This is a genomic window from Mycobacterium triplex (genome assembly GCF_000689255.1).
In the GTDB taxonomy this organism is placed as follows: domain Bacteria; phylum Actinomycetota; class Actinomycetes; order Mycobacteriales; family Mycobacteriaceae; genus Mycobacterium; species Mycobacterium triplex.
Genome location: NZ_HG964446.1, coordinates 3,145,955 through 3,167,584 on the forward strand (window position 1 = coordinate 3,145,955; position 21,630 = coordinate 3,167,584).

The 21,630-nt window shown below is 66.5% G+C and carries 12 protein-coding genes and 1 pseudogene; 7 read left to right on the forward strand and 6 right to left on the reverse strand.

Annotation, left to right across the window (positions count from 1 at the left end; translation table 11 throughout):
* Positions 1-131 precede the first annotated feature (131 nt).
* The 3 genes and pseudogenes from BN973_RS14580 to BN973_RS14590 all read left to right on the forward strand — a co-directional run bounded on the left by BN973_RS14580 (position 132) and on the right by BN973_RS14590 (position 4,423).
* A pseudogene (locus BN973_RS14580) lies at positions 132-1,657 on the forward strand (MFS transporter).
* A gap of 36 nt (positions 1,658-1,693) precedes the next feature.
* Complete coding sequence (locus tag BN973_RS14585) at positions 1,694-3,379, forward strand: tetratricopeptide repeat protein (RefSeq protein ID WP_036468958.1); 1,686 nt, start codon at positions 1,694-1,696, stop codon at positions 3,377-3,379.
* Between the two features lie 21 nt (positions 3,380-3,400).
* A complete protein-coding gene (locus BN973_RS14590; protein WP_036468959.1) occupies positions 3,401-4,423 on the forward strand; it encodes an epoxyqueuosine reductase in 1,023 nt (340 codons plus the stop codon).
* 70 nt (positions 4,424-4,493) lie between these two features.
* On the opposite strand, the gene BN973_RS14595 is transcribed toward BN973_RS14590, so the two are convergent.
* Positions 4,494-5,186 (reverse strand): DUF899 domain-containing protein, encoded by a 693-nt coding sequence (locus tag BN973_RS14595; protein WP_036468960.1) that lies wholly within the window; start codon positions 5,184-5,186, stop codon positions 4,494-4,496.
* A 212-nt stretch (positions 5,187-5,398) separates the two neighbouring features.
* Between BN973_RS14595 and BN973_RS14600 the strand changes: the two genes are divergently transcribed.
* Positions 5,399-6,163, forward strand: a complete 765-nt coding sequence (locus BN973_RS14600; RefSeq protein ID WP_036468961.1) for a class I SAM-dependent methyltransferase — start codon at positions 5,399-5,401, stop codon at positions 6,161-6,163.
* 388 nt (positions 6,164-6,551) lie between these two features.
* On the opposite strand, the gene BN973_RS14605 is transcribed toward BN973_RS14600, so the two are convergent.
* On the reverse strand, positions 6,552-7,208 hold the full coding sequence (locus tag BN973_RS14605; RefSeq protein WP_036468962.1) for a cysteine peptidase family C39 domain-containing protein: 657 nt from the start codon (positions 7,206-7,208) through the stop codon (positions 6,552-6,554).
* A 483-nt stretch (positions 7,209-7,691) separates the two neighbouring features.
* Here BN973_RS14605 and BN973_RS14610 point away from each other — a divergent pair, with 483 nt between their 5' ends.
* Positions 7,692-9,869: a glutamine synthetase III family protein gene (locus BN973_RS14610; RefSeq protein WP_036468963.1), complete on the forward strand. Its 2,178-nt coding sequence runs from the start codon at positions 7,692-7,694 to the stop codon at positions 9,867-9,869.
* Between the two features lie 263 nt (positions 9,870-10,132).
* Positions 10,133-11,134, forward strand: a complete 1,002-nt coding sequence (locus BN973_RS14615) for a hypothetical protein (protein ID WP_036468964.1) — start codon at positions 10,133-10,135, stop codon at positions 11,132-11,134.
* On the opposite strand, the gene BN973_RS14620 is transcribed toward BN973_RS14615, so the two are convergent.
* The 3 genes from BN973_RS14620 to BN973_RS14630 form a co-directional block, all read right to left on the reverse strand.
* Complete coding sequence (locus tag BN973_RS14620; RefSeq protein WP_036468965.1) at positions 11,135-12,784, reverse strand: serine/threonine-protein kinase; 1,650 nt, start codon at positions 12,782-12,784, stop codon at positions 11,135-11,137.
* Between the two features lie 288 nt (positions 12,785-13,072).
* Positions 13,073-16,300 carry an MFS transporter gene (locus BN973_RS14625; protein ID WP_084163406.1) on the reverse strand — a complete coding sequence of 1,076 codons (3,228 nt, stop codon included), beginning with the start codon at positions 16,298-16,300 and terminating at the stop codon, positions 13,073-13,075.
* A gap of 32 nt (positions 16,301-16,332) precedes the next feature.
* Complete coding sequence (locus tag BN973_RS14630) at positions 16,333-17,400, reverse strand: adenylate/guanylate cyclase domain-containing protein (protein ID WP_232232088.1); 1,068 nt, start codon at positions 17,398-17,400, stop codon at positions 16,333-16,335.
* Between the two features lie 658 nt (positions 17,401-18,058).
* Here BN973_RS14630 and BN973_RS14635 point away from each other — a divergent pair.
* Entirely contained in the window at positions 18,059-19,831 is a 1,773-nt protein-coding gene (locus BN973_RS14635; protein WP_051641267.1) for a cyclic nucleotide-binding and patatin-like phospholipase domain-containing protein, read from the forward strand.
* A 16-nt stretch (positions 19,832-19,847) separates the two neighbouring features.
* Here the strand turns inward: BN973_RS14635 and BN973_RS14640 are convergent, their stop codons facing one another.
* Positions 19,848-21,620 carry a serine/threonine protein kinase PknE gene (locus tag BN973_RS14640; protein ID WP_036468966.1) on the reverse strand — a complete coding sequence of 591 codons (1,773 nt, stop codon included), beginning with the start codon at positions 21,618-21,620 and terminating at the stop codon, positions 19,848-19,850.
* Positions 21,621-21,630 lie beyond the last annotated feature (10 nt).

The window sequence follows — 21,630 nt, forward strand, 5'->3', positions numbered from 1 at the left end:
AGGATGCCAGGCAAACCTCGAGGGTCCGACGATCGGCATTTCGCACGCGACCGGCCCGCAAAACTTGCTTTTCCGCGGCATGCGACGTGCTGGCGGGGGGTAGTTCTGTATCCACTCAGAACGGAGACCGCATGAGCTCAGGCGCGCAGACGAAAACGATCACGACGCAGGTTCCGGCGCGGTTGGACCGGCTGCCGTGGTCGCGGTTTCACTGGCGCGTCGTGGTGGGGCTCGGCGGGGTGTGGATCCTCGACGGACTCGAGGTCACGATGGTCGGCAACGTCTCGGCCCGGCTCACCGAGAAGGGCAGCGGGATCGAGCTCAACCCCGCGCAGATCGGCTACGCGGCGGCGATCTACATCACCGGGGCATGCCTGGGCGCGTTGTTCTTCGGTCACCTGACCGACCGGTTCGGACGCCGCAACCTGTTCATCCTGACCCTGGCGGTCTACCTCGTCGCCACCGTTGCGACCGCATTCGCCTTCGCGCCTTGGTATTTCTTCATCACTCGCTTTTTCACCGGCGCCGGCATAGGCGGCGAATACGCGGCCATCAATTCGGCGATCGACGAGTTGATTCCGGCGCGAGTGCGCGGCCGGGTGGATTTGATCATCAACGGCACCTACTGGCTGGGTTCGGCCGTCGGCGCCGCCGGGGCACTGGTCCTGCTGGACACCTCGAACTTCCCGGCGAACATCGGTTGGCGACTCGCCTTCGGCATCGGGGCCGTTTTCGGGATCTTCGTCCTGGTGGTCCGGCGCAACGTTCCGGAAAGCCCACGCTGGCTGTTCATTCACGGGCGCGACGAGGAAGCCGAGCAGATCGTCGGCGAGATCGAGCAAGACGTGCAGCGAGAAACCGGACAACCGCTGCCCGAGCCGCAGGGCGAGCCGCTGAGAATTCGTCAGCGCCAAGCGATTTCGTTTGTCGAGATCGCCCGGGTGGCGTTTCATGCTGTACCCCAAACGCGCGGTCCTCGGGCTTCGCGTTTTGTTTTCATCGGTCAGGCATTTCCTGTACAACGGCGTTGAACGTTTCAAACCTGGGCACGCTTGCTTGAGCGGCTTTTTTTTTTTACGGCATTTTCCCGTTCCGGAAAAAAGGTTGCCGAATTCTTTTCTTTTCAATTCTTTGTTGGCGAATTGAGCAAATTTTTTCCTTGGGCCCGTTTTGATTTTCTTCGGGGCGGCTTTGTTTTCGAACACCGTTTCGGCCGCAAAAACCGATGATTCACCTGCAACCTTACCTTCGGTTTTCGGCTGTGATCGCGGTCGTGCTCGGCGTGCTGTTCCTGGATCAGACCGGCGGTGTCTGGACCTTCATCGTCGTGCTCGCGGCGGCGTTTTTCCTCGCCTCGGCCGGTGCGAGCGCGGCCTACTTGACGGTCAGCGAGATCTTCCCGATGGAGACCCGGGCGTTGGCGATCGCGTTCTTCTATGCGGTGGGCACCGCGATCGGCGGCATCACCGGCCCCGTGTTGTTCGGCGAGCTGATCAATTCGGGCGATCGCGGTCAGGTGCTGTGGTCGTTCCTGATCGGGGCGATCGTGATGGCCGTCGCGGGCCTGGTCGAGCTGTGGCTGGGCATCGCGGCGGAGCAACGCGCCCTCGAGGACCTGGCGCTGCCGCTGACCGTGGCCGACGCGACGAACGAATAGCAGCGGACCGGCCGCCCCCGGGCTATCGTCGGCGACGTGCAGGTCCCGCGCGACCCGGAAGTAGAAGTCGAGCCCTACTACGACCTCGGCTCCTACCATCGGTCCGTCGATACGGCGTCGGCTCAGGCCCAAATGTGGTTCAACCGCGGCATGGTGTGGGCTTATGCGTTCAACCATGAAGAGGCGGTGCGGTGCTTCGAGCGCGCGCTCGTCCGAGACCCCGACCTTGCAATCGCGCGATGGGGCATCGCGTACTCGGTCGGGCCGAACTACAACAAGGCCTGGGACGCATTCGATCCCGTCGATCTGGCGGCGTCGCTGGCCCGGGCTCGCGAGGAGCTCCAGCTGGCTGCCGGCGGCCGTGCCACGGCCACCGAACGCGGCCTGATCGACGCCCTGGCCGCCCGCTTTCCCACCCTCGACATCGCCGACACCGCGGCGCTGGCCGACGGAAACGCGGCGTACGCGGAGGCGATGTCGAGGTTGGCGTCGGCCTACCCGCACGACATGGACGTCGCGGCCTTGGCGGCGGATGCGCTGGTCAATGTGACGGCCTGGGCACTGTGGGACACCCGCACCGGCGAGCCGGCGCCGGGGTCGCGGGTGCTGGAGGCCAAACAGATCCTTCAGACCGCGCTGACGACCTCCGCCGGTCGTGCCCATCCGGGCATCCTGCACCTGTATCTGCACACGATGGAGCTGTCCGCCCATCCCGAGGAGGCGCTGCCCGCAGCCGATCTGCTGCGTGGGCTGGCACCCGACGCCGGTCATCTCGAACACATGCCCACCCACATCGATGTGCTGTGCGGCGACTACCGCAACGCGGTGGTGTCGAACTTGGCGGCCGTGCGTGCGGATCGCAAATTCCTCGAACGCGAAGGCGCACTGAACTTTTACTCGGCCTACCGCGCGCACGACCTCCACTTCGTCGTGTACGCGGCGATGTTCTCCGGGCAGTCGGCGGTCGCGCTGCAGGCCGCCGACGAGGTCGCCCAGCAGCTCACCACGGAGGTGCTCTCGATCCAGTCACCGCCGATGGCCGACTGGCTGGAGGCTTTCGTGCCGCTTCGGGTGCACGTGCTGATCCGCTTCGGCCGCTGGGACGAACTCATCGCCGAGCCGCTGCCCGCCGACCAGGATTTGTACTGCACCACGGCGGCGACGGTGCACTACGGTCGCGGCGTCGCCCACGCGGCAACCGGACAGCTGTCGCAAGCAGAAGCCGCGCGGGAAGCGTTCACCGCGGCCTATGCCCGCATTCCCGCGTCACGGTATCTGTTCAACAACACCAGTCGTGACATCCTCGCGGTTGCCGCCGCCATGCTCGACGGTGAGATCGCTTACCGCCAAGGGCAATTCGACACGGCGTTCGCGCACCTTCGCCGCGCGGTAGAACTCGACGACGCCCTGCCCTACGACGAACCATGGGGCTGGATGCAGCCTACCCGCCACGCCTATGGCGCGCTGCTGCTCGAGCAGGGCCATGTCGAAGAAGCGGCGAACGTGTACGCGGCCGATCTCGGTTTGGACCCGTCGGTCCGCCGGTGCTGCCAGCATCCGGGCAATGTGTGGAGCCTGCACGGCTACCACGAGTGTTTGCGGCGGCTGGGCCGCACCGCGGAGGCGACGATTATCTCCCAGCAGCTGACGCTGGCGCGCGCCCACGCCGACGTTCCGATCACCGCGTCCTGTGCCTGCAGGCTCGACACCACCACCAGCTAGGTATTGTGTACTATACCTAGCATGAGCGAGAAACTTCCGGCTCGGCTGGCGGAACACCCCACCGTGCGAAAGGTGCGGTCGCGCCGGGCGCGTAAAGCCGAAGTGCTCGACGCGGATTGGCTGCGCGAGCTGTGCCTGGACGCCGGCGTCGATGACGTGGCGTTCGCCAGCGTCGACAATCCCGATCTGGCTTCGGAGGTCGAGCATGTCGAGGCCGCGCTGCCCGGCACCAGGAGCTACATCTCGCTGGTGGTCAAGATGAACCGCGACAACATCCGCTCGACCGCGCGCAGCGTCGCCAACCAGGAGTTTCACCGCAGCGGCGAGCTACTCAACGAAGCGGCCTACCGCATCGTGCGCCGGCTGCAGGACGCCGGTCACCGGGTGCTCAACCCCTCGGCGACCTTTCCGATGGAGATGGACAACTACCCCGGCCGGATCTGGGTTGTGGCGCACAAACCCGTCGCCGTCGCGGCGGGCCTCGGCGTCATGGGCATCCACCGCAACGTGATTCACCCCAAGTTCGGCAACTTCATCCTGCTGGGCACGATCTTGGTGGACACCCCGATCAGCAGCTACGGCGAGCCGCTGGACTACAGCCCGTGCCTGGAATGCAAGCTGTGCGTGGCGGCTTGCCCGGTCGGCGCGATCGGCAAGGATGGCAGCTTCGATTGGCTGGCGTGTTCTACGCACAACTACCGAGAGTTCATGGGCGGCTTCACGGATTGGGTGCAGACCGTTGCCGACAGTACGGACGCGACCGATTTCCGTTCGCGGGTAACCGATTCGGAGAACGCGTCGATGTGGCAGAGCCTGTCGTTCAAGCCCAACTACAAGGCCGCCTATTGCCTGGCGGTGTGCCCGGCCGGCGAGGACGTGATCGAGCCCTACCTGGACAACCGCAAGAGCTTTATGGATCTGGTGCTAAAGCCGTTGCAGGACAAGAAGGAAACCCTTTACGTGTTGCCGAATTCCAAGGCCAAGGAGTACGCGGAACGCCGCTATCCGCACAAGCAGGTGAAGGTCGTCGACGGCGGACGTTAGCCGCGCGTCTCGCGAAACTGCAACTAGCGACCCGTTTTCCGAGGTGGCGTCGGCAGTTACAGTCTCGCGGTCAGCCCGCGCTTCCGTAAGCGCGGGCGATGTCGGGGGAGTCCAGCCAACCGGAGTAGGTGGGCCGCGACGGCCAGCCTTCCGGCGAATCGAGCCATTCCTCCTGACGGCCCCACGGCAACAGGTCGATCAGCGCGAACGAGTGGCTGAGTTGTTCGGTGCCGCGCCCGTTGGTGTGCCAGGTGCGATACACGGTGTCGCCGTCGCGAAGAAACACGTTGACCGCGAAGCCGCCGCCCGGGGGCGCGTCCACGTCCGCACCGAACGGGCTCTGCGACGACGAGTACCACTGCATCCGATTGCCGACCTTTTCCCGGTAAGCGAGTGCCTCCTCGATCGGGCCGTTGGTGACGATGACGAAACGGGCGTCGTAGTTGTCGAGGAATTCGAGTCGGGTGAACTGCGAGGTGAAACCCGTGCAGCCGCCGCACTGCCACTCGGCGCCGTCCGACCACATGTGGTGGTAGGTGATGAGCTGCGACCGGCCACCGAACACGTCGACCAGCCGGACCGCCCCCTCGGCGCCGATCAGTGTGTAGTCGGGTAATTCGACCATCGGCAGGCGGCGCCGTTGCGCGGCGATCGCATCCAGTTCCCGGGTGGCCGCCTTCTCGCGCTTGCGTAGTTCGTCGAGCTCGGCGCGCCAGGTTCGGGCATCGACGACGGGCGGCAGGGCCGTGTTGTTCGGTGACATTAGATCCATACCTTTGTTCTGGAATTTTCCGACTCAAAGGTCTGACTGGCGGTCCGCCCGGAATTCATCGGCGAGCGCCAGGATTGGTAAAAGCGCTGCTCACAGCTGAGAACTAGCTATGAATGTGGTTTGCGACGCGCGCGCCGGGGTACCTATGTGCAAACTTTAGATGTCACGCGGGGGGACCCTGGGTCCGGAAAGGCGACGCAAACATGACTCAGGGATTGATCCCGACCGTCGACGACGCGCACGTGCGTTACGACTTGTCCGACGATTTTTTCCGCCTGTTCCTTGATCGGACCCAGACCTACAGCTGCGCGTACTTCGAGCGCGACGACATGACACTGGAAGAGGCCCAAATCGCCAAGATCGATTTGGCGCTGGCCGCGCTGGATCTGCGGCCCGGCATGACACTGCTCGACATCGCCTGCGGCTGGGGCACCACGATGCGCCGCGCGATCGAGAAGTACGACGTCAACGTCGTCGGCCTGACCACGTCCAGCGGTCAAGCCGCCCACGTGCAGAAAATGTTCGACGAGATGGACACCGAGCGCAGCAAGTGGGTGTTGCTGGGCGGCTGGGACGAGTTCACCGAGCCGGTCGACCGGATCGTGTCCATCGGGGCGTTCGAGCACGGCCGATTCGATCGCTACGACGACCTTTTCCAAATGGCCTATGCCGTCCTGCCCGACGACGGCGTCATGTTCTTGCACACGATCACCGGTCCGCCGTCGATCGATCCGGTGGAGCAGCACGCGGCGGGTGCCGGTTTCACCCTGACGCTGCGCGAGCCGCTGCAGCCGCATTACGTCAGGACCCTCGATCTGTGGGCCGCGGCGCTCGAGTCGCGCCGGGACGAAGCCATCCAGATGCAGTCCGAAGAGGTCTACGAGCGATACCTGCATTACCTGACGGGCCGGGCCAACGCCTTCCGCACCGGTCAAATCGATGTCAACCAGGTCACCCTCGAGAAGTGATCGTCCGCGCGGATTCGGGAGCAACGACACGGTCAACGAGACGATAACGATTCACACACCGCCCTGGCTTGGCGCAAAAGCCGATGGGAGGGTGGTGCCCGTGAGTGTTCGTGTCAATGAGCTGGCGCACGGCGCGCGCACGCAATGGATGGACAGACCACCACAACGGTGTGCACGTGGTCACTGGCTTTTGCCGGGACACATGATCGTGGCCACCATTCCGTGTTCCTGCGGCCGTCATATCTGCTGGGAATGCGAGTGCGGCGCGGCCACCTATGGGCCCGAATTGGCCGAGTCGTGCAGCCTTGCCAACCGTCGGCGCGGATCTGCGGTCGTCGCGTCCGACGCGATCAAAAGCCTGTCCTGAAACGGGTTTGGCTTCCCCTCGTCACGACCGCGTCACGACCGCGGAGTTGCGGTTGGGCGCCCACGCCCGTTCGAAATCCGCGATGGGTATCTGCTCATCACGGCCGGTGTCGATGCCGCTGTCGTTGAGATGCACCACACCGGTCTTGGTATCGATGCCGGTGACGACCACAAAGTGGTTACCGGCGTCCCGGTTGCCGGGGCGGTTCCAGATGGTCTCGGCGTTGACGAGGGCGATCACCTTGCGCTTGTCGGCCAGATTCTGTTGTAGGGCACCGAGATCGGTCTGGATGTTGTCGGCCCTGACCCAGTAGTGCCACAGCAGCAGCGGCAGATCTCTGATGTCGGTGTTGCCGGGTGGAGTCCAGATCGGTTTGGAACCCGTTGCTCCCGGCATGTTTTCGGCGACGGCGGTGATCTGTCGTTCGGTGGGCTGGCGGCCGGTGAGCTCGCCGACGACGTCGGCGACCGCGATCTCTCCGCAGTCCGACGAGTGCTGGCGGCGCCAATAGGGCGCGGCGGCAGCCGGGTCGCCGTACATGCCCACCTCGTGGTCGGCGTCCGGCGCCGGAGGGCCCGGGGCGGCGTGGGCCGCGGCTGCCCCGGTGAACGCCGATGTTGCGCCGGTCGCCCATAACAGGGCGGCCGCGGCGACGTTCGTCGTCAGGGTGCGGGCCATCGTCGTCCTTTTCTCGAGCCGCGGTGGCGGCGCGCAACGGTATTGAGAAAAGGGTTACTGGTCGCCCTCTCGGGAGCATTAAACGGTAAGCCGGCGAGATTCGTGGACGAACGCGCCGAAAAGTTGCTGCCCTGAGACCGCATTGCTGCCCTGGTGTCATCCAACCCGTCGGTGTTTCGCCGGCCTGCGCGGCGGACTTAAAACTCTGATTGTCTTTGGGCGCACCGGAAATCGTGCAATGGTCGGCATTATGGCTGGTGCCTCGATGGGCGCGTGCCCGCCAACCATAGCCGTGGCGATCTCACCTACGGCTATTCGTGCTGCCGATCGCGACGATCATCCAAGGCGGCCGACTCCTGTTTGAAACCGAGGAAGCGCACCGTTGACGCGTGCGTAACAAGTTCGGCATCGAAGGTTTCTAAGGTGGGGCGGTCCACCTTCCGCAGACGAAGAACGTGGACCCCCTCAGCGATAGGAACTCCATTGAGCGGAAACGCGGTGCGCCTGCAGGCGATCAACAGCGTCGAGGCATACGTCCCCCCGGCCGTCAGTTTCGTAGCCGGTGAGACCCCCGGCGAGGTCTTCGGCTCCAACGTCTTCACCAAGGCCGAGATGCAGGCGCGGCTGCCCAAGTCGGTGTACAAGTCCGTGGTGGCGACCATCGAGAAGGGCGCCAAACTCGACCCGGCGGTCGCCGACACGGTCGCGGTGGCCATGAAGGATTGGGCGCTGGAAAAGGGCGCCACCCACTACGCGCACGTCTTCTACCCGATGACCGGTCTGACCGCCGAGAAGCACGACAGCTTCCTCGAACCCGTCTCCGACGGGCAGACACTCGCCGAGTTCGCGGGTAAGACCCTGATCCAGGGCGAGCCCGATGCCTCGAGCTTTCCCTCCGGCGGGTTGCGCAGCACCTTCGAGGCGCGCGGCTACACCGGCTGGGACGTGACCAGCCCGGCCTACGTCCTGGAGAACCCCAACGGCAATACGCTGTGCATCCCAACGGTTTTCGTTTCGATGACCGGCGAGGCGCTGGACTACAAGACGCCGCTGCTGCGCAGCCAGCAGGCCATGGGCATCCACGCCGAGCGGATCCTGACCTTGTTCGGACACAAGGACCTGAACAAGGTGGTGTCCTTCTGCGGCCCGGAGCAGGAGTACTTCCTGGTCGACCGGCACTTCTTCTTGGCCCGCCCGGACCTGATCAACGCCGGTCGCACGGTGTTCGGCGCCAAGCCGCCGAAGGGCCAGGAGTTCGACGACCACTACTTCGGCGCGGTGCCCGAGCGTGTGCTGGGCTTCATGATGGACACCGAGCGGGAGCTGTTCAAGCTCGGTATCCCGGCCAAGACCCGCCACAACGAGGTCGCGCCCGGGCAATTCGAGGTGGCGCCGATGTTCGAGCGGGCCAACATCGCCTCCGATCACCAGCAGCTGCTGATGACGATTTTCAAGACGATCGCCAAGAAGCACGGCATGGAATGCTTGTTCCACGAGAAGCCGTTCGCCGGCGTCAACGGGTCCGGCAAGCACGTGAACTTCTCGGTGGGTAACGCCGAGCTCGGGTCGTTGCTGGTCCCGGGCGACACCCCGCACGAGAACGCCCAATTCCTGGTGTTCTGCGCGGCGGTGATCCGCGCCGTGCACAAGTTCGCCGGGCTGCTGCGGGTCTCGGTCGCGTCGGCCACCAACGACCACCGGCTGGGCGCCAACGAGGCGCCGCCCGCGATCATCTCGATCTTCCTGGGCGAACAGCTCGCCGACGTGTTCGAGCAGATCGCCAAGGGCGCGGCAACGTCGTCAAAGGGCAAGGGCACCATGATCATTGGTGTGGACACGTTGCCCCACTTGCCGACTGACGCCGGTGACCGCAACCGGACCAGCCCGTTCGCCTTCACCGGCAACCGGTTCGAGTTCCGCGCACCCGGTTCCGGTCAGACGGTGGCGGTTCCGATGATCGTGCTCAACACGATCATGGCCGACTCCTTCGACTACATCGCCACGATCCTGGAGCAGGCTGTCGCGGACGGCGAAGACTTCGATCAGTCGGTGCAGAAGCTGCTCACGGAGATCATCACCGAGCACGGGGCGGTGGTGTTCAACGGGGACGGTTACTCGGAGAACTGGCAGATCGAGGCGGCCGAGCGGGGCCTGCCGAACCTGAAGACCACCCTGGACGCCATCCCGGAGCTGATCAAACCCGATGCGGTCGAACTGTTCGCGAAGTACGGGGTGTTCAACGAACGCGAGCTGCACAGCCGCTACGAGGTCCGCCTGGAGCAGTACGCGTTGACGATCGGGGTCGAGGCGAAGTTGGCGCTGGAGATCGGGACGACCGTCATCCTGCCCGCCGCAATTCGGTACCAGACCGAACTCGCGCAGAACGTCGCGACGATGAAGAAAGCCGGTGTGCAGCCCAGCACGGCGGCGTTGGAAGCGGTCTCGGCCCCGCTGGCCGATCTGTCCGCGGCGCTGACGACGTTGAAGGCAGCCCTGTCGGACCACTCGGCGCAGTCGGCCCTCGACGAGGCCACGCACGCCCAAGAAGCGCTGCTGCCGGCGATGGAAGCGGTGCGCACCGCCGCCGACACGCTGGAAGGCGTTGTCGCCGACGACTTGTGGCCGCTGCCTACCTACCAAGAGATGCTCTACATCCTGTGAATCCGTCGTCGGGCGTGGGGGCCGACCGCGCGAGCTCGATAATCCGCGGCTCCCACGCCCGGCGACTTCAGCTGCCCGCTGCACATGCCGCACCTGACGCGTTAAGTTCTGAAAGGAGAAAGTCACCCGGTCAGGGGAGAGCATGGGGCCATTTGACGACGGCCGGCGTCGTGCCGCCGAACTGGAGGCGTACCAGGCGCTCTGGAACCTATGGCGGTCCTCGCGGCGGACGAGCATCGAAAACTGGGGAGTCGGCGTGCGAGATGCTGGAGAACCACTACACGGTCAGCAAAGCCCGCGAGAACGTCGAAACCTGCGAGATGCGGATCCGCTACCTCGAGATCGCCGAACCCGTGCCCCGGCTGGCGGACTTTGTCCAGCCTCCGGCCTACGACCGGCTGCCCGATGCGGAGCGGCAGCTGGGGCATGCCCGATACCAGTATCAGCTGGCCCGCCGCCGGCACCCGGTGCGCGAGCAACAACGCCTGAGAGAACTCGAAACCACCAAGGCGCTCTATGCAGCCGTCCAGGCGGCCGAAGCCCGAGCCAGGGCCGCCGAGCTGGCCCGCCAGCGCGAAAGGCAGCTCAGCTGCTGGCCCAAAGGTGTTGTGCTGGAAAGCGATATCTACAACATCGACGGAGTGGCCGCCCAGGTTGAGGCGCAGAACGCGAAAATCGAGTCCGAGGTCGCCGCGCTGACCGATCTGCTGCGAGCAGGATTACGACAGCTGCCCGACGCGTCGACGGCGGCGCCCGACCAGTTGGCGGCTCACGTCGAATCCGTACTGGCGGCAATGCCGTTGCCGTGTGGCATCACCCCCGGCGCCGCCGTTGAGTACGCGCCCGCGGCCCGCCAATTGGCGGTCGAATACCAACTGCCCACGGCGGCCGTCGTCCCAGCTGCCAAGGCGTACCGCTATGTCAAAAGCCGCGAGACGGTGGTCGAGACGGCGCGACCGGCGGGGCAGGTAAAAGCGTTGTACGCCAGCACCATTGCCCAGCTGACCTTGTTATCGCTGGCGGCCGTCTTCGCACTCGACGGCGAGCACCATGTCGAGGTGGTGGCCTTCCAGGGCGTCGTCGAAACACCGCATCCGAGCACCGGTCAACCGACCCGGCCGTGTTTGATCAGGGTGCGCGTCGATGCGAAAACCTTCGCCGGGATCGACCTCGGCGGCGCCGATCCGTCCGTCTGCCTCAACCGGCTCTCGGCGCTGGTGTCGCCGAATCCGGCAGCGTATGTCCCGGTGCCGTCGGCCGGGTGATCAGCCGTAGGCGTCCCACCAGGTGTGCAAGTCCTCGACGGTGGCGGGGTCGCCCGCGACGTCGCTGAGCATCAGCTTTTCCTCGTTGGTCCAGATCACGTTCGGGTGGCCGTTGTAGGTGCCGCACGCGATCAAACCCGCCATCTCGTTGGGGGTTTGGTCGTAGTGCCAGCTCACCGGCGAGGCGCCCTCCCCGGGGCAGTTCACCAGGCTGACGTTGGCGATGTCGTCGGTGAAGGACTTCTTGAGCAGGTCCGGGGTGGGAAACAGGCCGTAGGTGGCCTTGCTGGGGCCGCCGGGCTGAGTGTTCTGCCCGCACGACACCATCGCCACCGCGTTGGTCCAGATGCTGCCCGATTCGGGTGTGGCCGGCGTGCAGGTGCCGGCCAGGTAGCCCGGCGGCAGCAAGCTGATCAGCCGCGCCTGGTCGGTGTTGGGACCCGGGCTGGATGGCGCAGTCGTCTTCGCGCCACCCGCCTTGGGCGGTTGCTGCGGGGAGGCGGAGGGTTTGAGCGTCAGCCAGATGCCCACCGCGGCAATGGCGACGACGACAGCCGCTCCGGCCGCGGCCAGGATAGGCCAGCGGCCCCGTTTGCCTGGTGTCGCCGGCTGATCCGATCCGGCGGGGCCGGGCTGCTCGGCGGTCGGCGGCGGCGGTGGGCTGTCCGGTTGGGTGGCGGGCCCCGCCGAGTCCAGCGGGTTGTATCGCGTGTGCGGTGCGGCGGACGGCTCGGCCGCCGCGTTGGCTTCGGTGTCTTGCGGCTTCGCCGAGGTTTCGCTGCGGCGCAGGATGGTTGCGGCACGGTCGCGCTCCGGCCGGGACAGCGCATCGTGCGCGGCCTCCGCCAGATCGCCGGCGGTGGCGTAGCGCTCGATCGGGTTCTTGGCCATGCCGCCGGCGATCACGGCGTCGAATGCCTTGTCCACGCCGAAGCCTTGCGCGCTGGGCAGCGGGATCGGTTCCATCATGTGCGAGGTGACCAGCACGCCCGTGCTGTCGGCGGGATACGGCGGCGCCCCGGTCAGGCATTCGTACAGCACACACGCCAGCGCGTACACGTCGGCGCGGGGAGTCACCTCGTCGCTCGAAAACCGTTCGGGCGCCATGTATTTCCAGGTCCCCACCGCGGTGCCCAGCTGGGTGAGTTTCTCGTCGGTTTTTGCGCTGGCGATGCCGAAGTCGACGAGATAGGCGAAGTCGTTGCGGGCGATCAGAATGTTCTGCGGTTTGACGTCGCGGTGCGTCACCCCGGCGGCGTGCGCGGCATCCAGTGCGGCCGCGACCTGAAGGATGATGGCCACCGCGCGCGGCGGGGTCAACGCCCCGTCCCGCTCGAGCAGGCTGCCCAGGTCGATGCCCTCGATCAGGCGCATCTCCAAATACAGTTGCCCGTCGATCTCGCCGTAGTCGTGGATGGGGACCACGTGGGGCTCTAGCAGCCGGCCGGTGATGCGGGCCTCGCGCTCCATCCGCTTGCGAAACACCGGGTCCTGGCTGTACGCGAGCGACATCAGCTTGAGCGCCACCGTCCACTGTTTGACGGTGTGTTCGGCTTCGTAGACCTCGCCCATGCCGCCGCGGCCCAGCAGCCGTTTGAGGTGGTAGGGACCGAACATCGTCCCCAACCGCGAGCCCTGCGCGCCGGTCATCGCTGACTCCTATTCACGGTCTGGCAACCACGACGGTAAAGCCCGACCACTATCACCGCTCGAAAACTACAACATTGTGGGGACGCATGTGCGCTCGTGTTACCTGCATGGGCGCCTGTCTTTGGCGTGCCGGCCATCACTATTCGCGGTTGCCGGCGCCGGTCGATGCGAACGGTTGGTGAATTCCGGCCAACGCCGGCGTGCCCGGTTCGCCGTATGGCGGCGGCGCACACCGCATGGATCGGCGAGACGTGTTCTGGCGCAATATGTTTTGGATATGTGCCACGCTCAGCGGTGTGCGAGCGCGAGGATCTGGGGCAACGCCTCCCGGGCCGCGGCGCGGCCGGCCTCGCGAGCCTGGTCGATCTGATGGAACTCCAGCAGCCCGACGCCGCGGGTGCTGGGCCGGATCACGACGTCGGCTTGCGCCAGTGTCGCGGCGGCGGCCAGCCCGCTGCCCATCATCATCGTGCGTATCAGGGTTTCGCCGATCCCGGGAACTCGTGGGGGACCGCTGAATTCGGTCGTAGACACCGTCGCGTCGCCGCCGAACCCGACCGCGACCGCGATCAGCGGTCCCTCGGTACTCGACAGCGTCGAGACGGGAAGGTTGTCGAGCACCCCGCCGTCGACGTGCAGCGTGCCGCCGTAGACGTAGGGCGGGAAGATCCCGGGCAGGCGCAGCGAACACCCCACGGCGTCGGCAACCGGGCCCCGGCGGTGCACGACCGTGCGCCGCCCCAGCAGATCGACGCTGACACAGCGGAACTCTTTGGGTAGTTCTTCGATCAACCGCTCGCCGTAGGCGCGACGCAACAGCGCGGGAATGCGCCGCCCGCGCGTCAGCCCTTTCACCGGTACGGTGTAGTCCCGGATCGGGTTGGTGCGAATGAAGTACTCGTATACGTAGGCGTCGACGCCCGCCGCGTCCAGCCCGCTGGCCGCCAGCGCCGCGACGATCGCACCCATGCTGGTGCCGGCGAACCGGTCGACGACGACCCCGGCGGCTTCCAGCTCTTCGAGCACCCCGAGATGAGCGAACGCGCGCGCGCCCCCACCGCCCAGCACCAATCCGATCGAACGTCCGACAATGCGCGCGGCGAGCGGCCGCAGGTCGTCGGCCGAACCATCGGAGTGCAGCGTCAAAACCGACCGCGGCGTGATCAGCTCTTCCCAGGCGCGCCGGTGCTCCCGGTCGGCGGGCGGCCCGGCCAGCAGCAGGTCTGCGCCGGTGGCGCGCTCGGGCAGCGGATCGACCGGCGGTGCCGGTGTACCCGACACGAGCACGATCCGGTCCGCCACGCGCAGACAGAAGTCCCGCCATTCGGCGTCGTCGATCTCCGCCTGCAACACCACCTTGTCCGCGGCCCGCTCGGCGCGCTCCAGCCCGCCGCGGTCGACGCGGCCCGGCCGCACCGCGCGGACGTAGCCCGACAGCAGGTGCACCAACTCGTGGGACACCATCGTCACCGGCGCGTCGGCGTCGACGCCGACCACCGCGATGACCACATCGCAGGAGGTCACGTTCGACGTCGCCGGCGGCGGCAGCTGATGCAGGCGGGTAGCCAGCTCGCGCACCAGCGCGCCGAGTACCCGCACATCGGCGATCTTGTCGAACTGGGACTTGGTGAGCCGGACCAGGGTGGAGTCGCGCACCGCGCGGATGGCCGCGGACCGGGGTGCCCCGGTGAGCAGCCCGAGCTCGCCGATCACCTCGCCGCGGCCCAGCTCGCGGATCGCGACGCCCTGTTGCACCGCCTGCAGCCGGCCGTGGCACACCACGTACAGGGAGTCGGCGGCGTCGCCCTCGCGAAACAGAAACGAGCCGGCCGTGAGGTCTATCTCCTCGGTGCTGGCTCGCAGGTCGGCCAGAGCGTCGGCGTCCAGGCCGGCGAACAGCGGCAGGCTTTCCAGCAGATCCTCATCGCGGTCGACCGCCAGCACCTGCTCGTGCCGCGCGACAGCCGTTGCGCGCGAACGTGGTTCGAGTTTCGGTGGCGGCTTGGCAACAACGGGGGCAGTGGCGACCTGACCGGTGCGGCCGAGGAACAGCGCTCCGACCGCCACGGCCACAAAGCAGACCGCAGCCATCGCCCAGCCGCGGCGCAGCGCCTCGGCGGCCTCACCGCGCGCCGGTGTGCCGATCAGGACGACCAGCAGCGCAATTCCGATGACGGCGCCGAGCTGGCGGCAGCTGCTGACCACCGCCGACGCGGTCGCGTAGCTGCCGCCCTTGGGCACCCGGGCCAGGGCGGCGCTGCCCAGCAGCGGCAGGGTGGCGCCGACCCCGAGTCCCTGCAGCAGCTGGCCGGGCAGCCACTCGCGGGCGAAGTTCGGATGCGTCCCGACGCGCTGCATGTACCACAGCAGGCTGCCGGCCCAGATCAGGGCGCCGACGAACACGATCGTGCGATGGCCGCGCCGGTCGGCGATCTTGCCGAGCACCGCCGCCACGACGGCCGCGACCAGAGCCGCGGGGGCGACCGCGAGGCCGGTCTTGAGCAGGTTGTAGCCCCACACATAGTTCAGGAACAGCACATGCGTGAGGAGGTAGCCGTAGAAACCGGCGCCCGCGATGATCGTCAGGATGTTTCCCGCGACGAAGGACTGCACCCGCAGATAGGCGGGCTCGATCAGCGGCGACGGATGGAACCGGGAACTCACCACGAACCCGACCAGGGCGACGGCCGCGGCGACGAACGACCCGATCGTGCCGGGGCTGGACCAGCCCCAGTCCGGTCCCTTGATCAAACCGAGGGTCAGCAGGCCGAGTGCGGCGGCAAGCAGCAGCGCCCCACGCAGGTCGGGCACGCGCCGTTGTCCGGGCGAACGGCTCTCGACCAACTCGCGGCGAGCCACCACCACCGCGACGACGCCGAGCGGCACGTTCACCAAAAACGCCCAGCGCCAATCGGACACCTGCACGATCGCCCCGCCGATCGGCGGGCCCAGACCCGATGCGATGGCCGCCGCGGCGCCCCACAATCCCACCCCGTGTGCTCGGCGCGCGACCTCGAAGCCTTCGACGACCAGAGCCAGGGAGGCCGGTACCAGCAGCGCCGCGCCGATGCCCTGCAGGATCCGGAACGCGACCAGTTGCTCGACGGTGTTGGCCAGCGCGCATAACCACGAGGCCGCCGTGAAAAGCACCACGCCCCAGATGAACATCCGCTTGCGACCGAGCAGGTCGGCGAGCTTGCCCGCCGCGACCAGAAACGCCGCGAACACGATGTTGTACGCGTTGAGGACCCAGGACAGGCTGCCGATGGGGTAGGTGGGGAAGGACTGCTGAATATTCGGGAATGCGACGTTGACGATCGTCGAGTCGAGAAAGGCGAGGAAGGCCCCGAACGCTGCCACCAGGAGCACCGCCGTCGACGAGGGCTGGCGGCGCACGGTGAGCGGGCCCAGCGACTGACGCGTGGTTTTCGTATCACCGTTCGTCGCAGCCTTATCCGTTGCGGTCCTGTCTGCGGCGCTGGATAGGCCCTGAGCATGGGATGTTCCGAGATCCATGATTGACCCTTGGGGTAAAGCCGGCGGGCGGCTCAGTCGACTTGTCGGATGGGCATTTCCGCGGTGGACTCGGGACTACCGCCCGAATCGGATCCAGCGGTTCTCCCCGGTAAAGTCGTCGAGTCGCCGGCCGGGTCGCGGCCGATGACGGGAAATACGGTCTCTTTCCCGCTGCGGCCCTTGAGCTCGACTTCCTCGCCCTCACCCCACGTGAATTGTGTCTCGACGGTGCGGCGTACCCCGCTGGTCACCATCACCGACGCGCGCCCTTGGCGCCCGGCCAGGCCGGCCAATCGGAACGCCACGTTGGTGGAGTCGCCGATCACCGCCTCGACCGATCTGGTCATCGCCGCCAGCGCGACCCGGCCGACGACCACGCCCCAGCCCATGCGGATGGGCGTGCCGTCCGGGCTGCGCAACGGCAGTCTCGGTCCGAGCTCCCCGACGAGCCGGTTCGCGGCGAGCGAGAAATCGATCGCCCGCTCGGCGGCGTCCGGGAACCTGTTCGCCTCCCATATCGCGAATATCGCGTCGCCGGCGTAATGGTTCAGCGTGCCGTGATGGGCGTGCAACACACCGCCCACTTCATGCCACAGCGTGTGCAGGCTTTGCGCGATGACCTCTTCTTCGGTCACCTCGGAGATCGTCGAGTAGTTGATGATGTCACCGACCACCATCACCATGGCGGCCTGGCTGATTCGGGTCCGGGTCAGACCCGGCGCCATCGCGGCGTCGACGGCGGTGAAGCGCTCCGAGCGGAAGGTGAATGCCGCATCGGCGATCCGGATCTCGTCACCGGGTTGGATCGGACGCGGAACCGCTCGTTCCAACCGCATGCCGTTGAGCAGGGTGCCGTTGGTGCTGGTGTCGATCACGAAAGCCTGATCCGCGACGGCATCCAACCGGATTTCGAGATGGGTCCGGGAGATTTCGGGATCGCGGATCACCAGTCTGCGTGACTCGCTGATCCCCGCGCACTCACGGCCGATGAACAACTGATCGACGATCGGCACCCTGTACTCGACGCCGCTGTCCTGCAAGACGAGATACGCCAGCGGCCTGCCAGGCTGCCGCCCTGGCAGCTCCATGAAGGAAGTCATGCTTGCCTCGCTGCTCGCCGTGTCAGACCGCCCAACTGAAAGTCGGTTAATGCCAATGCTCCTCCGCAGTCACGCCGTCGCCGCGGTCTCATGGCACGCCGTCATTAGCCGGAGTATGGCGCCAGTCCGCCAATCGTCACCCATACGCTGCCTTTCCCGGTGAATAGGCCCGCCGCGACCCCGCTGACGCGCTGGTCCTTCGAGCTCACGGCTGTCCTTCGTGCCGGCGATTGGTGACGCTGCGGACATTACCGGAAACCACCCCGGCGGGTTCGGAAATCTTGAAATGGCCTACACGTGCGAAATCGTGGGTGAATGGCTGGTTAATCGAAGATGACTTTTGTCCGCGCGCCATTCGGGATTTGCTCGGGCGTGGCGCAGCAGCTGGGTTAGATTCTGTCCCAAAAGGATTCGGCTACATAGCGGGTGCGGTAGCATTGGCTACCGAATGCTTCGTTGAGTCTGCGGCGTTGACGGCGGCAAACGGGGGATTGGTTTCGCGCCCGAGAGCTGGCGGAATTTCGAAAGGCACGTTGGTCGGCAGATAAGCTCCTAACCGGCACCGCAACCCTTTTGGAGTGCCGGGGAGGAAGAGCATGCGTTCACCAAACCCGTTTGCGGCCACGCGCGCCGTCCGTACGTCCGATCTCGTCGGTCCATGAGTACGCGGCGGGAGTGGCGAGTCGCCGATGCGCGAAAGGCGCTGCGGAATGTTCCGATCCTGGCCGACATCGACGCCAAACAACTCAACGACTTGGCCAGCGCGGTGGATCGCCTGCAGATCCCGGCCCATGAATGGCTGTTTCGACTGGGCGAGCCGTCGGACGCCATTTACGTAATCGACTCGGGGCGATTCGCCGCCGTCGGCGCCGATGGACAGGTGATCCGCGAGATGGCGGCCGGCGACTCCGTCGGTGACCTGGGTGTGATTTCCGGCACCGAACGCTCGGCAGGGGTTCAAGCGCTGCGAGACGGCGTGGTCTGGCGGATTGCCGGTGAAACCTTCAGCGAGGTACTCGCCAACACCCCGCAGCTGCAGTTGGCGATGGTCAAGGCGATGGCGAGGATGCTGCGCGACTCGCGGTCGGCGAACATCTCTTCGGCGCCACGGGTCATCGGCGTCGTCTCGACCGGCTACGCGGTCGCGGCGCCGGTCGTCGACGCGATCGCGACGCGGCTGGGCGCGTTCGGTTCGATCGCCGTCGTCGCGCCGCCCGCCGAGAAAACCGCCGCGGTCACGGCGCACGCCGAACTCGTCGAGGCGTTCGCCGAAACCCTCGACCGGGCCGAACGCAGCCACGATTGGGTGTTGGTGGTGGCCGACCGCGGATCGGGCGAGCTATGGCGGCGATACGTTGTCGCGCAAAGCGATCGACTCGTGGTTTTGGTGGACCAAGCCCAGCCGCCGGACGAGCTCGAGCGGCTGGACACCAAAGGCCAGGTGCACCTGATCACGCTGACCGAACCCGATACCGGTTGGTGGGATCTGCTGGAGCCGGTGTCGCATCATCCCGGCGACGCCGACGGAATCGCCGCGGTGGCCCGCAGAATCGCCGGCCGGTCCTTCGGGCTCGTGCTCGCGGGCGGCGGCGCGCGGGGGCTGGCGCACTTCGGCGTCTACGAAGAGCTCACCCGGGCCGGCATCGTCATCGACCGCTTTGGCGGCACGAGTGCCGGCGCCATCGCCGCGGCGGCCTTCGCGCAGGGGATGACCGCCGACGAGGCGACGGACGCGGCGTACCAATTCGTCGGAAACACCAGTCCACTAGGCGATTACACGGTCCCCGCGATCGCGCTCACCCGGGGCACGCGCATCGAGCGTTTGCTCGACGAGTTCTTCGGCGGCACTGTGATCGAGCATCTGCCGAAGGGTTTCTTCTCGGTCTCGGCGGACATGATCACCGGCGAGCAGATCGTGCATCGTCGGGGATCGCTGACGCTCGCGGTCCGCGCGTCGATCTCGATCCCGGGCCTCATTCCGCCGGTGCAGCATGACCAGCGCCTGCTCATCGACGGCGGATTGTTGAACAACCTACCGGCCGATGTGATGTGCGCCGACGGCGACGGTGAAGTCATCTGTGTCGATTTGCGACGAAAGTTCCTGCCGTCCAAGAATTTCGGACTGCTACCGGCAATCGTTCAGCCGCCGGGGTTCGTCCGTCGGCTCCTCACCGGAACCGATGTCGCGCTGCCGCCGCTGCAAGAGACCCTGCTGCGCACCGTCGACCTTGCGGCCTCCACCGGCAACCTGCGCGAGCTGCCCCGGATCGCGGCCATCATCGAGCCGGATATCTCGACGATCGGTCCGCTGGATTTCAAGAAGATCGATGCCGCGGTGGAAGCCGGACGGATCGCGACGCGGGCCGTGCTGGAAGCGCATCCACACCTCGCCGGGCCAACTGCCGATCCTCAAGTCGCGAACATGATCTGACGGTCTGACGCGCGGGCTATCCGAGCAGTTTGGTCAACCAGGTCGCGTCTTGGTAGTTGATGGATTTGCTGCCATCCCAGACGAACGGTGTGCCAGAGGCATTCAACCCCGCCAGCGTCGTGTCGCCGGCGTCGGCCTTCGCCTTGGCCGTCGCGATGTCGTCACCCGCCTTGATGCAGTTGATCGCGTCGGCGTCGACGCCGACCGTCTTGGCCAATTGCGCCAGCTCGCCGTCGGTTCGATCCTCGGGGGCGCCTTCGGCCGGCTGGAAGTTGCTGGCGAATATCCCCGAATAGAAGCTCATGTAGAGCTTCGGGTCGTTCTGGGCCGCGACGCAGTACGTCGCCGCCACCGCGCGGGTCGAGTAGTTCTTGCTGTGCGATTTGTCGTCGAGGAAGTTCAGCAGGTGGTAGCGCACGGCGAGTTTCTTGTTGTTGACCGCGGTTTCGATGTCGCCGGCATTCGACCGGATGAAGCTGCCGCAGGGTGGACACATGGGCTCGTTGAAGATGTCGATGGTGATCGGTGCCGCGGAGCTGCCCACCAAGACACCGTCGTCGAGGACGCGCAGCTCGACCGCGTCGGGTGCCGCGGATGGTTTCGGCGAGGACGGGCCCGGCGAGCGCCAGGGTTGGGCGACCACCAGCACCGCGCTCACCAGCGCTACCACGACGAAAGCCGCGAGGCCGACCCACAACCACGCGTTGCGCCCGCGCCGGGGTGCCGGCTGTGCCCAGCCCGTCCCGACGCCGGAGCCGTCGCCCCAGCCGGTGACGCCGGGCCAGCCCGTGCTCGGCGGAGCGGGCATCCCGGTTGCCGACGGAGGCCAACCCGTGGGTTGGTTGGCCATCGCAGGGGGAGTTTGTGCAAAACCGATCGGCGCCTGGCCCGCGAACGCGGCCGGCAGTTCGGCAGCCTGGCTGCGCTGCAATATGTCGGTCGCCCGGTCCTGATCGGGCGTGGCCAGGGCGGCGTAGGCGGCCGCCGACAAATCGCCGCAGGTGGCATAGCGGTCCAGTGGGTCCTTGGCCATGCCGCGCGCGATCACCTGGTCGAAGGCCACCGGGATACCCGGCCGGGTGACGCTGGGCCGTGGGATCGGCTGGTGCAGGTGCGCGCTCATCACGCTGACCTGATCACCCTTGTACGGCGGAGATCCGGTCAGGCATTCGTACAGGACGCAGGCCAGCGCATAGATGTCGGCGCGGTAGGTGACCTCGGTGTCGCTGAACCGTTCCGGGGCCATGTATTTGAAGGTGCCGACCGTGGTGCCGAACTGCGTCAGCTTCTCGTCGGAGGTGGCGCTGGCGATCCCGAAGTCGACCAGGTACGCGAAGTCGTCGCTGCTGACCAGGATGTTCTCCGGTTTGACGTCGCGATGCGTGATACCGGCCGCGTGCGCGGCGTCGAGCGCAGAGCCGATCTGGCGCACGATCGCCACCGCGCGCGGCGGCGTCAGCGGTCCGTACCGGCTCAGGATGGTGGCCGCGTCCAGGCCGTCGATCAGGCGCATGTCCACAAAGAGCTGGCCGTCGATTTCGCCGTAGTCGTGGATCGGGACGACGTGGGGTTCCTGCAGCCGTCCCGCCGTGCGGGCCTCGCGCTGCATACGGGTGCGGAAGACCGGATCGCTGGACAGCGTCTGCGACATCAGCTTCAGGGCGACGACCCGCTCCCGGACCGTGTCCTCGGCCTCGTAGACGTCGCCCATCCCGCCGCGACCCACCAGCCGTCGCAGCAGATAGGGCCCGAATTGCGAGCCCTCCCGCGAACCCGCGGTGTCACCCATCGCCGACTCC